The organism is Pontixanthobacter luteolus, assembly GCF_947494915.1.
In the GTDB taxonomy this organism is placed as follows: domain Bacteria; phylum Pseudomonadota; class Alphaproteobacteria; order Sphingomonadales; family Sphingomonadaceae; genus Pontixanthobacter; species Pontixanthobacter luteolus.
In genome coordinates this window covers 1,498,007-1,509,978 of the sequence record NZ_CANLWR010000001.1, presented here as the reverse complement: position 1 = coordinate 1,509,978, position 11,972 = coordinate 1,498,007, and the positions used below count along the sequence as shown (strand labels likewise).

Genomic DNA, 11,972 nt, shown 5'->3' with positions numbered 1-11,972 from the left:
CCCTCAGGCGCCGGTTGCGGATCCGATATAGCGGTCGACGTTCTTGGCAAGCACATCCATCGGAACGTTGCCGCCAAGAATGACCGCATCGTTGAAAGCCTTGAAATCATATTTGCCGCCCAGCTCGGTCTGTGCGCGGCTGCGCTGGCTGACGATTTCGCTGTGGCCCAGCTTGTAGCCCGTGGCCTGACCTGGCCAGCTGCAATAACGGTCGACTTCGCTGGCGACTTCCTGCTTTTTCGATCCGTTGCGTTCGACGAAGAAGTTGACCGCGCGCTCGCGGCTCCAGCCTTTCGAATGAAGGCCCGTGTCGACCACCATCCGGCAGGCACGGAAGGCGAGTGATTGCAGGTAACCGAGGCGGCCGACCTTGAAATCGTCATACGCGCCAAGCTCGTCGGCCAACTGCTCGGCATACAGTCCCCAGCCTTCGCTGAACGGATTGAACGCCAGGATCGACCGGATCAGTGGCAGACGATTGGAATACTCACCCTCCCAGACGTGGCCGGGTATAGTCTCATGATATGTCAGATCGGCAAGATCGTACTTCCGGTGCAAGTCGGTGGTGTGCAGATTGATCCACATGCGGCCCGGGATTGATCCGTCCTTGCTGCCTGCTCCGCCATATGCGCCGGGTGCGCCGGGCTCTTCGGCGGGCGGGAGGCGGCGGATTTCCATATTGGGATCGACCAGAGTGTTGAACGCGCGCGGCATTTGCGCCTTGATCCAGTCGACCCGTTCATTGATGAATTCCATGATCTCCGCGCGGCCGGGATCACCTACGGCAAATTTGTAGCGCGGGTCTTGGCTCAGTGCCTGCATGCGTTCACCGACACTGCCCGTGGTATAGCCGATTTCGCGCAGGATCGGGTCCATCTTGCCGTGCAGTTCCTCCAGTTCGGCGAGGCCCTGCCGGTGAATTTCATCAGGCGTCTTGCTGGTCGTGGTGCTGGAACGCAGCGCCCAGGAATACCATTCCTCACCAAAAGGCCGCTCGCGCATTCCGGGATTGCCCGTGGCTACAGTCTGTTCCTTGAACAGTTCGGCTAGCTGCGCTTCCAGTGCCGGGGCAACCTTCTCGAGAGTGATCTTCTCTCCTTCGGTCGCCCATTTGCGGGTGCCGGGCAGGGTGGCACCGGCTGTGCGCAATGGATCGACCAAAGATCCGCCGCCCTGCATCAGGTCACCCAGCGTCGCCTTCATCTGGCTGACTGCCTTCGCAAGCAGAAAATCAGGCGGAACCACGCCCATTGCCCGGGCCTGCTTCATCCGTTCCAGCTCGCCCGCGAAAACGCCGGGGACGGCTTCAAGCCGCGCAAGATATGCTTCGGCATCTTCAACATCGGCGAGTGGGTGAGTGGAGCCCATGAAACGGGGCAGGTCGAGATAACTACCGACATTCTGGATTACGACATAGGGCGCGGTGCGCCAGCTGCCGACCGGGACATCGCCGTATGGCAAGGCGAAACCGGCCAGCGCCGTCTCGTATCCGCTTTGCACGACCTCAAGGTTGGTGATGTTTTCCGCATCGAGGCCTTCACGCGGCCAGCTGCGGATAATCTGCAAATCGGTTTTGAGCTGAACCGCATAGGCTGCCTGCCCCTCTGGCGACTGATCTTCCAGCCTGCCTCGCAGACCGGAATGATCGCCGGTGTCGACGCCGAGCCCGGTGGCTCTCTCAGGCTCATGCTGAAGCAAATTGTATGCGACTTTTTCCAGCATGAGCTGGGTGCTGCGCGTCTGGGCAGACGCTGAAATTGTGCCTTCGCCAGCGGCGATGGTCGTGCAGCCGCCAAGTGTGACAGCGGTTGTGGCGCCAAGGCCAGCGATGGCTTGACGGCGAGTTATCTGAAATTGTGGTGTGGTCATGGCTGAGTGTGTGGCGCGGCGCAGGCACCGTGTCAAACCGTCATGCGCCCACAAAAAAGGGGCGAGCAAACGCCCGCCCCTTCCAGTTCAATGTCTGACAGATCAGTCGAGGAATTCGGCTGGAACCTTGCCGCCATTCTTGGCAAGTTCCTGCATCGTTTTCTTGTGCAGCCAGATATTCTCTTCAGCCGATCCGGAATAATTCGTGTCGCCAAGCTCGCCGGCCAATTCCTTGCGATTGGCGAAGGAAGAATCCACGCCAATCAGCTTCATCAAGTCGACGATCGAGGTGCGCCAGTTCAGTTTGTCGGAACCGTCCATCGCATCAAGACGGGCAGCAACATCAACTTCGCTGATCGCAGCTGGCTGGGTGCTGGCAGCTGGCGTGACCGGTGCCGTCGGTGCTGCTTTCTCTTCTTTTTTGCCGAAGATCGCGTTTTTGATCGAGCTGAAAATACCCATTACCTAATTCTCCCGTCTATTTCGAAATGTGAGTTTTACCGCAGATTTGCGACTCAGACATGTAACGGTCCAGAGTCGCTTTAGTTCCACTCTTTCAGGGTGACACATACTGGTAAAAAGCGCTATCCGAACGATATGAATACAGTTCTTTCGATCTTGGCACTCGCGGTTGTCGCACTTCTATTCGGGGCATTTTTGCTGTGGCGAAAAGGCGGTCCGATCAAGCAGGTTCTGCTGATGGTCGTTCTGGCCATAATTGCGGCAGTCAATATCGCGATCTGGACACTTCCCGACGACGAAGGAAAAGCGCCCCTCGACCGGTTGGACCAGATCGAGGGGCCAGTTGCAGGCTCGTGATTTCGTAAGGTCTATTCGGGCAGCTGCCAGCGCACTGCATTGGTATAGGTACCGCTGACCTTTTTGCCGCTGCTGTTGCGGGCCGGTTCGAAACGCGCGCGGCGCTGGACCAGTTTGCAAGTCGCCTGGTCGAGAACGTTATGGCCAGTCGATCCGGTAATCTGGCAGTTTTCGACTTTGCCGCTGGCGCTGACCGTCAGTTTGAAGCGGGCCAGACCGTCAAATTCCTTGCGGACCCAACTGGACCGGTAATCGGATTGGCTCACCCAGTCTCCCGGATTGTTCTTCGGCGCAGCTGCAACTGGATCGAACGCAGGAGGATCGGCTGGCTTCGTCCCGCCGCCAAGACCAGCACCCGTACCGGGCTTCAGGATCAATTCGTCCGCGAAATCATCGAAAGTCGGTTCGACGATGAAATCGGCCTCATTCACGACAATCGTTATCGGAAGGTCTGGAGCGGTCACGTTCTCGTTCCTCACCGGTGCCTTTGGCTTGACCGCTTCTTCCACCACTTTCGGCGGGGGCGACGGCGGAAGGTCGATGACCGTTGTGCCTGTGAGCGGAGGTGGCGGATCGAGGATGTCGATTACCGTCGACAGTCCGCTGACCAGCACATAGCCGAGGCCGGCATGGATAGCGATAACTGCGGCAATGGCGGCGGGCTTGTTCGTCCGCGTGCCTTGATCGATATAGGACATGGCTTGCTCTCCTGTTGCGACCTCTTAGCGGCCTCCGATAGGGCAATGTTACAACATAACATTTGAAGAGCAAGGTATATCGCGTGGCAATTTGCCACTGATTTCAGGTGTGTAGGAATTCAGGCTGTGCGGGGCGTTAGCCCACAATCACTTGATCGGGCAGGCCGGGTCCAGGCGGAAATCGAGGTAATTGTCGACCGAGGCCATCAACTCATCCTGCTCGTTCTCGAAGAAGTGGTTCGCCCGCGGGATCTCTTCGTGATGGATGGTGATGTGTTTCTGCGTGCGCAGCTTGTCGACCAGTTTCTGCACCGCGCTCGGCTGCACAACGGTGTCTGCGGTTCCCTGAATGAAGATGCCCGATGCGGGGCAGGGCGCAAGGAAGCTGAAGTCGTACATGTTTGCGGGCGGAGCGATCGAGATGAAGCCGCGTACTTCCGGTCGGCGCATCAGCAATTGCATGCCGATCAGCGCGCCGAACGAAACGCCGGCAACCCACGTCGTTTGCGCTTCGGGATGAATAGACTGCACCCAGTCGAGTGCCGATGCCGCATCGCTCAATTCGCCAATGCCATTGTCGAAGCTGCCCTGACTGCGGCCGACACCGCGGAAATTGAAGCGCAGCGTTGCAAATCCGCGGTCGGTGAAAGTCTTGAAAAGTTTTTGCGTAATCCGCTCGTTCATCGTGCCTCCGCCTTGCGGGTGCGGGTGCAGGATCATGGCGACCGGCGCGCGCGGGCGCGGGGCGGGTGTGTAGCGGCCTTCAAGACGGCCTTCGGGACCGGGAAAAATTACGGATGGCATGAGTTCAACCTGTCAGATGTAGCGGACGCGCGGGTAGCGCGGCGTATTTCCCTGTCTATATAGTGTCACATGCGATTTTCGCAATTGTGATAACCATATCCAGAGGGCGCTATTTCCGACCGTATCTATCTCGACCATGCGGCGACTTCACCGATCCGGCCCGAAGCACTGGCCGCGATGCAGGACGGGTTCCGGAAATGGGCCAATCCCAGCAGCCCGCACGCAGAGGGCCGCAAGGCGAAACAGGCGCTGGAGGATGCCCGCGCACGGGTCAAGAATGCTCTCGGCTGGAACGGCGAAGTGATCTTCACCAGCGGTGCGAGCGAGGCGCTTTCTATCGGATTGCAGCGCGCGGAAGCTGACCGCCAGATCGTGAGCGCGGCGGAACATGATGCGGTTTTCCGTGCGGCACCCGGTGCGGAAGTCTTGGGTCTGGAAGGTCCACTGGTAGACAGCAATGCGTTGGATCGATTGCTGCAAGCGGATGGCTCCGCGATAGTGGCCGTTCAACACGTGAATTCGGAAACGGGTGTGATGCAGCCGATATCCGGATTGGCACAGCAGGTGCGCTCTCACGGCGGCATGCTGCTGTGCGATTGTTCGCAAAGCGCGGGCAAGCACGCGCTCCCTGATTGCGACATGGCGGTGATATCGGCTCACAAATTCGGCGGGCCGATCGGGATCGGGGCATTGCTGGTGCGTGATTATGCGCTTCTCGATCCGATTGGCGGGCATGAGCGCGGATACCGTCAGGGGACGGAAAACCTGCCCGGTGCATTGGGTATGGCGGCGGCGCTCGAACAATGGGCGCCAGACGACCCGGAACCGTTCATTGATGTTGGCGACAAGTTCATAGAATTGACTGAAATTGTGACCGACCATGGCGGTGTGATCGTTGATGCAGATGGCATGACAACAATGTTCATCAAGTCGATCGCCCACCCGAGCCTGAGCGCGCAGGCGCAGTTGATCCGCCTGGATGCGATGGGGTTTGCCGTGTCGGCGGGCAGCGCCTGTTCATCCGGCACGCTCAAGAAAAGCCGGGTTCTCGACGCATTCGGAGTGGACGATGAAACCGCATCGCGCACGATCCGCGTCAGCATTGGCTGGAACACAGCGGCAGAAGATCTGGAACGCTTTGCACAGGCATGGGTAGGTCTGACGTGATCTATCTCGACTATCAGGCAACCACTCCGCTTGCCCCCGAAGCACGCGATGCCATGCTGCGCTGGCTCGACGGGCCTGACGGGCAGGGCTTCGGCAATCCGCATTCGGCGCACAGGATGGGGCGCGCTGCCGCCGCCGCTGTCGAACTGGCGCGGGACAGGGTTGCGGCGCTGTTCCCGGCCGGCGGCAAGGTCATTTTTACCAGCGGCGCGACCGAAGCGATCAATCTGGCCATTCGCGGCACGAAAGGCGGAAAGGGAAAAGACAGCGTTTCCTTCTCCGCAATCGAGCATTCCGCAGTGGGCGATACCGCACGGTCGCTGGGCAAATTTCACGAGCTGAACGTCGCGCAAGACGGCCAGTGCAGTATCAAGCAGGATATGCCGGCGGACACCCGGCTGGTCGCGGTGATGCAGGTCAATAACGAGATCGGCGTAATCCAGCCCACTGTCGAATGGCACCGCCGTGCGAAGGAGGCGAACGCGCTGTTCCTGTGCGACGCGGTGCAAGCCTATGGCAAGATCGAGGTCACCGGCGCGGACATGATCGCGATCAGCGCGCACAAATTTCACGGACCCAAGGGCGTTGGTGCGCTGTGGATCCGCGATGGTCTTGACCTGACTGAAGTGCAGACCGGCGGCGGACAGGAAGGCGGGCTCAGGTCCGGCACGCTCAGTCCGGCTTTGTGCGCCGGTTTCGGTGCCGCTGCGAAAGAGGCGAACGAGCGCATGGCGCAGGACGCGGAACATATTGCGGCGCTATGGGACCGGGCGCGGGAAATGTTCGCAGGCTGGGAATTGAATGGCAGCGCCGATGCGCGGTGGAAGGGCAATCTTAACATCCGCAAAGACGGTCTCGATGTTGCGCGGCTGATGTCCGATGCACGCAATGTGTGTTTTTCCGCCGGGTCTGCCTGCGCCAGCGGGTCCGGACGGCCCAGCCATGTTCTCAAGGCGATCGGGCTGAGCGACAAACAGGCCAAAAGCTCTATCAGGCTGGGTTTCGGCCGTTATACCAGCATGGAGGATCTTGAGGCAGGAGCCAGATCAATCCTCGAAGCAGCAGAGGCGCAAGGTATCTGATGGTTTGTGTTCGCTTTCAGGCGCCCGATGGCGCGATCACCGAAGCCCGCGCCGAAGCGGGTACATCCCTGCTGACAGCGGGGCAGGCGGCGGGAATGCCGCTAGAGGGCACCTGCGAAGGTCAAATGGCCTGTTCAACATGCCATGTGATTGTCGATCCCGATTGGTTTGGGAAATTGCCCGAGGCAAGCGAGGAAGAGGAAGACATGCTAGACCTCGCTTACGGTGTCACCCGAACCAGCCGCCTTTCCTGCCAGATTGCACTGACTGACGAGCTGGACGGGATGACTGTCAAAATTCCCAGCGAAAGCCGCGATATGAGCGGGCTTTAGCCAACTGGCATTTCGTTGTATTCCGGGCCTTTCAGCAATCCGGAACCAGGACGGCCCGCCGCGCGCCAGCCTTTGACGGCCAGCCAGCCCAGCAGCAAGAGCGGCAGCAGGAATGTCAGCAGCCGGATCAGCGCGCCGATCATACCGCCGAAAGTCGGTCCCGCCGCGCTCAAGGCATCGGTTACGGGATCGGTGAAGCTGGATTCGCGCGCAATCACCGCGCCTGACGAATATGTAATATGCATCTGGCTGAAATCGACACGGCCAGTCATTTCGGCAAGCCAGCTTCGCGCCTGATCGATCTCTTCATTGACCTTGGCCACACCGCGTTCTGCCTCGACCAGTTCAGCGACGGTTCCGCGCCTGCTTCGCAGCACTTCCATCAGCCTGTCCCTCAGTACGATCCGGGTGCGCAGGCGTGCCTCGGTGTCGACGATTTGCTTTGATAGATCTTCGCCATCGATTGACGAAGATACCAGCTCTCCTTCGGCATTTTGCGCCACGCCGGTTATTGCCTTGCCGAAACAGCGAGCAATGGGGGCCGCAACGGCAAGATGAAGGCTGCCTTGATGCGGGGCATCGTCCTCTCCGCTTTGCTGCATCGAAATGATCCGGCAAACATTTGGGCCGCGTGTTTCGCACATATCCGCATGCCGGTCCTGTAGTGGCTTCACGGCATCTCCCGGCAGGCGGAAGCCATATCCAAAGCGGTATGCAATCCGCGGCTGTCCGGCGATCGCTGTGCCTTCGTTTTCGAGAGCCGGAATCTCGGGCATCGCCGCTTCTGAGGGTGGTATCATCATGGCAGCAGGCGCAGAAATCGACTGGGCTGGTTCGCCGTAGTCGTAGCTCGTCGAAGGTGAAGGGGGGTCCATAATCGTCAGACGTTCGATGATCTCCCCATCTCCGTTTTGCGAGTTTTCGGTCATGGTCACGACAATCGCCAACAGGCCGATTGCTGCGACGCCGCTGGCTGCCAACACCTTGTAATTCATCTCACTCTCCCTGTTTCTCCTGTAACGGCATACCCCAGTTTACGTGATGTGACAACATATCATACATGCAGGTGGTGTTCGGGCGGAGGCGAGAGAAACAGAAGGGGCGGCTGCTCTCGCAGTGAAAGCAGCCGCCCCATCAAGCTTATCGGTTAGTCTTGTCTTTCTTAGGCGTCAGCAGTCTGGCGGATGCCGAACCTGCGCTTGATTGCCCTGCCGCCAAGCACCAGGCCGCCGACTGGAACCAGCACTGCGGCGAGCATGATCAGCGCCGCAATCAGGAACCCGAAGATCGATCCGAGCGATCCGAGCGCAGCCTGGATCGGGGAGAGGAAGTCGTTGCGGGCGACAGCTCCGGTTTCATAGCGGATATTGACCCGGCTATAGGCAACCCGCCCGCGCATCTCCTTCAGCCAGCTGCGTGCCTGATCGATTTCCTCATTAACCTGCGCGACGCCGCGCTCTGCCTCCACCAGTTCGCGGACCGTCCCTTTGCGTGTGCGCAGGACGTTCTGGAGCCGGTCACGCAAGGCGGTTCGCGCCTCCAGCCGAGCTTCGGTGTCGACGATGGCCTTGGAAAGTTCTTCGGCCGCGATATTCGCGGAGATCTGTTCTGCGCCGCTTTCGCCAGCTTCCTTTTGAAGCAACGCGCCGAACGCCCGCGCATGGCGGGTGGCTACAGCCAGTTGCAATTCGCCGGTCACCTCATCTCCGACCTCGCCGTTCTTGCGCATGCCCAAAATCTGGCAGCTTGCCGGCCCCTGTTGATCGCAGAGATCGGCGTGGCGCCGCTGAAGCTTGCCGATGTCCTCACCCGGCATCCGCCACGCGAAGTCATAAGTATAAGCCAGCTCGGGCAAATTGATCGCAACACTGCCGAGATCCGGAATGGCTGAGGATGCGGATGGCCCGCTCCCGGCTGAGTAGCCGGCCTCAGTCGCCACCTCGTCAGCTGCGGAGTCCGCCTCATAGCTTTGCGCGATATCCGCAGCTGCTTCGGTGCTTTCGCCCCGGTCCTCAGCGCAGGCCGCCAGCCCTAGCAGCGGGATCGCAAAACCAGCCAACATCGCACGTTTCATATTCTGCCTCATTTCAGCCTCCTTCTCGCCATAATTTAGCCACAATTGAGGCTCGCGAGGCCGATCGGTCAAGGCCAAAATGCAAAAAGCCCCACCGCGATCACGCGGCAGGGCCTTTCAAGCTGTTGATTATCTGCGTTTTTAGGCTGCTTCGGCCATCGCATTTTTCAATTGGGCAATTAAGGCATCCGAGAAGGCAGGGATGTCATCCGGGTTGCGACTCGTGATCAGATTGCCATCTTCTGCCACTTCCTGATCCACGACCTTGCCGCCTGCATTGGTCAGATCGGTCCGCAGCGACGGCCAGCTCGTGACGGTCTTGCCCTTCACAATATCGGCCTCGACCAGAAGCCACGGCGCATGGCAGATTGCAGCAATTGGTTTGCCGCGCATGTTGAAGCTGCGCACGATATCAATCGCATCGCCTTCCATCCGCAGAATATCCGGGTTGATCTGTCCGCCGGGCAGCAGTAGCGCGTCAAAATCGTCGACCGATACGTCTCCTAGAGTCGTATCGACTTTGACGCTTTCTCCCCAATTGCCGTCTTTCCAGCCTTTGATCTCACCCGTTTCGATGCTTGCGACCGTGGTGTCGATGCCGGCATCGTTCAGACGCTTCATCGGGCCCATCAGTTCGCTTTGTTCGAACCCATTGGTGGCCATGATCAGTACGTTTGTCATAAAATAACTCCTTGAATTGCTTTTGCCTGATCAACGGGCGGGGACAGTGAATCGTTCCGGATTGTCCTGCGAGCCGTGCCGGTGATAAGGCGAAACGTATGGCGACTACCGACATTGAAAATACCGAACCGGATCCGTTCGACGCGATCGTCGATGCACCTTTCGATTCCGCGCTGTCGGAACGGTATCTGGTCTATGCCCTGTCCACGATTACGGCGCGTTCGCTGCCTGATTTGCGTGACGGGCTGAAGCCTGTTCACCGGCGCCTTTTGTGGACCATGCGCCAGCTCAAGCTGGACCCGTCAAACACGTTCAAGAAATCCGCCCGAGTCGTCGGCGAAGTGATCGGCAAATACCACCCGCACGGCGATACTGCGGCGTATGATGCGATGGTCCGCCTGGCCCAGGATTTTTCGCTCCGCTATCCGCTGGTCGAAGGGCAGGGCAATTTCGGGAATATCGACGGCGATAACGCAGCTGCCTATCGTTACACCGAAGCGCGGCTGACGCGCACCGCCATGCTGCTGATGCAGGGGCTGGACGAAGGCACGGTCGATTTCATCCCGACCTATAATGGTGAAGAGGAAGAGCCGGAGCTTATGCCCGGCCTGTTCCCCAATCTGCTGGCAAATGGTGCCAGCGGTATTGCGGTGGGCATGGCGACAAACATTCCCAGCCACAATGTGGCAGAAATCATCGATGCGACGCTGGAACTGATCGACAACCCCCACGTCGAACACCCGCGCCTGATGGAGCTGTTCCACGGGCCCGACCTGCCGACCGGCGGATTGATCGTCGACAGTCCGGAAATTATTTCCAAGGCATATGAAACCGGGCGCGGGTCGTTCCGTATTCGCGGCCGGTTCCACGCGGTAGAGGCGGAGAAGGCCGAAGACCGCGAGGCAGGGATCGAGCGATTGGGCGGGGGCCAATATCAGCTGGTCATCAGCGAAATTCCTTATCAGGTACAAAAGGGCAAGCTGATCGAGCAGATCGCGCAGCTGATTGCCGACAAGAAGCTGCCCATCTTGGAGGATATCCGCGATGAAAGTGACGAGAAGATCCGTCTCGTGCTGGTGCCGAAGAACCGCAATGTCGATCCGGAACTGCTCAAGGAATCGTTGTACAAGCTGACCGATCTTGAAACCCGGTTTGGCCTGAACCTCAACGTGCTCGACGCTTCGCGCACGCCGATGGTGATGGGGCTGAAGGAATTGCTGGGCAATTGGGTCACCAGCCAGATCGACATCCTGCAGCGCCGCAGCCGCCACCGGCTGGAAAAGATCGCCGCCCGGCTGGAACTGGTCGAAGGTTATCTGGTGGCGTTCCTCAACCTCGACCGGGTGATCGAGATTATCCGCTACGAGGACGAGCCGAAAGCGGTGATGATCAAGGAATTCAGCCTCACCGACAGACAGGCCGAGGCAATTCTGAACATGCGTCTCCGTTCGCTGCGCAAGCTGGAAGAAATGCAACTGCGCGGTGAACGCGATGACTTGCTGAAAGAGCGGGAGGAACTGGAAACGTTGCTCGGCTCACCCGCACGGCAACGCACCCGCCTCAAACGCGATCTGAAATCACTGCGCAAGGAATATGCCGAAGACACGGCGATTGGCCGCCGCCGGACAACCATTGCGGAAGCTGCGCCGACCGTCGAATTCAGCATGGATGCGATGATCGAGAAGGAACCGATCACGGTTGTTCTGTCGCAGAAGGGCTGGATCCGCGGGGCCAAGGGGCATGTCGATCTGGCTGCCTCGGAAGACGGCATGGGCGATTTCAAATACAAGGAAGGCGACGGCCCGGCCTTCGCGCTGCACGCGCAAACCACCGACAAACTGCTGATTGCTGCCGATAATGGCCGTTTCTTCACGCTTGGCGGCGACAAGCTGCCCGGTGCTCGCGGGTTCGGCGAACCGATCCGCAACACGCTGGATATCGATTCCGCATCGCAGATTATCGGGGTGATTGTGTACCGGCCCAAGGGGCAGTTGTTGCTCGCTGCGTCGAACGGCAAGGGTTTCGCGGCAGAGATGGACGAAATGCTGGCCGAAACAAAGAAGGGCAGGCAGGTCGTCAATCTGAAGGGCGATGCCAAATTCCAGGTCCTGCGCGAGATAGACAAGGATCACGATCACATTGCGGTGGTCGGCGACAACCGCAAGCTCGTGGTGTTCAGCCTCGAGGAATTGCCGGTCCTGGGCCGCGGGCAGGGCGTAATGCTGCAGCGTTACCGCGATGGCGGCCTGTCCGATGCCACGACCTTCAAGCTGGAGGAGGGGCTTAGCTGGGCGATGGGCGGCAAGGGCGACCGGACCCGCACCGAGAATGAAATATGGCAGTGGAAGGTGGCCCGCGGGGCAGCTGGCCGCATGCCGCCGCAAGGTTTCCCGCGCGACAATCGTTTCACCTGATACGCGGTATAAAGAAAAGGGCCGGTGCGCTG

General features: G+C 59.4%; 12 protein-coding genes. 5 read left to right on the top strand and 7 right to left on the bottom strand.

Annotation, left to right across the window (positions count from 1 at the left end):
- Positions 1-3: 3 nt before the first annotated feature.
- Positions 4-1,869 carry a DUF885 domain-containing protein gene (locus PO778_RS07375; protein ID WP_271439100.1) on the bottom strand — a complete coding sequence of 622 codons (1,866 nt, stop codon included), beginning with the start codon at positions 1,867-1,869 and terminating at the stop codon, positions 4-6.
- 102 nt (positions 1,870-1,971) lie between these two features.
- Entirely contained in the window at positions 1,972-2,331 is a 360-nt protein-coding gene (locus tag PO778_RS07370; protein WP_160730277.1) for a DUF3597 domain-containing protein, read from the bottom strand.
- A 135-nt stretch (positions 2,332-2,466) separates the two neighbouring features.
- Between PO778_RS07370 and PO778_RS07365 the strand changes: the two genes are divergently transcribed.
- Complete coding sequence (locus PO778_RS07365) at positions 2,467-2,688, top strand: hypothetical protein (RefSeq protein ID WP_160730276.1); 222 nt, start codon at positions 2,467-2,469, stop codon at positions 2,686-2,688.
- 11 nt (positions 2,689-2,699) lie between these two features.
- Here PO778_RS07365 and PO778_RS07360 read toward each other — a convergent pair whose 3' ends face one another.
- Positions 2,700-3,386 (bottom strand): TonB family protein, encoded by a 687-nt coding sequence (locus tag PO778_RS07360; protein WP_271439099.1) that lies wholly within the window; start codon positions 3,384-3,386, stop codon positions 2,700-2,702.
- Between the two features lie 147 nt (positions 3,387-3,533).
- Entirely contained in the window at positions 3,534-4,190 is a 657-nt protein-coding gene (locus tag PO778_RS07355; RefSeq protein ID WP_160730274.1) for an alpha/beta hydrolase, read from the bottom strand.
- A gap of 177 nt (positions 4,191-4,367) precedes the next feature.
- Here PO778_RS07355 and PO778_RS07350 point away from each other — a divergent pair, with 177 nt between their 5' ends.
- Genes PO778_RS07350 through PO778_RS07340 form a run of 3 tightly spaced genes read left to right on the top strand, consistent with a single transcriptional unit; the run spans position 4,368 to position 6,771 of the window.
- Positions 4,368-5,357, top strand: a complete 990-nt coding sequence (locus PO778_RS07350; RefSeq protein WP_438944383.1) for a cysteine desulfurase family protein — start codon at positions 4,368-4,370, stop codon at positions 5,355-5,357.
- Positions 5,354-6,439 (top strand): cysteine desulfurase family protein, encoded by a 1,086-nt coding sequence (locus PO778_RS07345; protein WP_271439360.1) that lies wholly within the window; start codon positions 5,354-5,356, stop codon positions 6,437-6,439. Before PO778_RS07350 ends, PO778_RS07345 begins: the two co-directional genes overlap by 4 nt.
- Entirely contained in the window at positions 6,439-6,771 is a 333-nt protein-coding gene (locus PO778_RS07340) for a 2Fe-2S iron-sulfur cluster-binding protein (RefSeq protein WP_271439098.1), read from the top strand. Before PO778_RS07345 ends, PO778_RS07340 begins: the two co-directional genes overlap by 1 nt.
- On the opposite strand, the gene PO778_RS07335 is transcribed toward PO778_RS07340, so the two are convergent.
- From PO778_RS07335 to PO778_RS07325, 3 genes are all read right to left on the bottom strand, one after another.
- The gene (locus PO778_RS07335) at positions 6,768-7,766 is read right to left on the bottom strand and encodes a DUF4349 domain-containing protein (protein WP_271439097.1); all 999 of its coding nucleotides are present in this window, start codon (positions 7,764-7,766) and stop codon (positions 6,768-6,770) included. The genes PO778_RS07340 and PO778_RS07335 overlap by 4 nt on opposite strands.
- Before the next feature lie 167 nt (positions 7,767-7,933).
- Entirely contained in the window at positions 7,934-8,857 is a 924-nt protein-coding gene (locus PO778_RS07330; protein ID WP_271439096.1) for a DUF4349 domain-containing protein, read from the bottom strand.
- A 129-nt stretch (positions 8,858-8,986) separates the two neighbouring features.
- Positions 8,987-9,526, bottom strand: a complete 540-nt coding sequence (locus PO778_RS07325) for a type 1 glutamine amidotransferase domain-containing protein (protein WP_271439095.1) — start codon at positions 9,524-9,526, stop codon at positions 8,987-8,989.
- A 98-nt stretch (positions 9,527-9,624) separates the two neighbouring features.
- Here PO778_RS07325 and parC point away from each other — a divergent pair, with 98 nt between their 5' ends.
- Positions 9,625-11,940, top strand: coding sequence for a DNA topoisomerase IV subunit A (parC, locus tag PO778_RS07320; protein ID WP_271439094.1), 2,316 nt, complete (start codon positions 9,625-9,627; stop codon positions 11,938-11,940).
- Positions 11,941-11,972: the final 32 nt, after the last annotated feature.

Coding starts and splice junctions, on each gene's coding strand:
- PO778_RS07355 (WP_160730274.1), bottom strand. CDS start 4,190: ATGCCATCCGTAATTTTTCCCGGTCCCGAAGGCCGTCTTGAAGGCCGC.
- PO778_RS07335 (WP_271439097.1), bottom strand. CDS start 7,766: ATGAATTACAAGGTGTTGGCAGCCAGCGGCGTCGCAGCAATCGGCCTG.
- PO778_RS07375 (WP_271439100.1), bottom strand. CDS start 1,869: ATGACCACACCACAATTTCAGATAACTCGCCGTCAAGCCATCGCTGGC.
- parC (WP_271439094.1), top strand. CDS start 9,625: ATGGCGACTACCGACATTGAAAATACCGAACCGGATCCGTTCGACGCG.
- PO778_RS07365 (WP_160730276.1), top strand. CDS start 2,467: ATGAATACAGTTCTTTCGATCTTGGCACTCGCGGTTGTCGCACTTCTA.
- PO778_RS07325 (WP_271439095.1), bottom strand. CDS start 9,526: ATGACAAACGTACTGATCATGGCCACCAATGGGTTCGAACAAAGCGAA.
- PO778_RS07330 (WP_271439096.1), bottom strand. CDS start 8,857: ATGAGGCAGAATATGAAACGTGCGATGTTGGCTGGTTTTGCGATCCCG.
- PO778_RS07370 (WP_160730277.1), bottom strand. CDS start 2,331: ATGGGTATTTTCAGCTCGATCAAAAACGCGATCTTCGGCAAAAAAGAA.
- PO778_RS07360 (WP_271439099.1), bottom strand. CDS start 3,386: ATGTCCTATATCGATCAAGGCACGCGGACGAACAAGCCCGCCGCCATT.
- PO778_RS07350 (WP_438944383.1), top strand. CDS start 4,368: ATGCAGGACGGGTTCCGGAAATGGGCCAATCCCAGCAGCCCGCACGCA.
- PO778_RS07340 (WP_271439098.1), top strand. CDS start 6,439: ATGGTTTGTGTTCGCTTTCAGGCGCCCGATGGCGCGATCACCGAAGCC.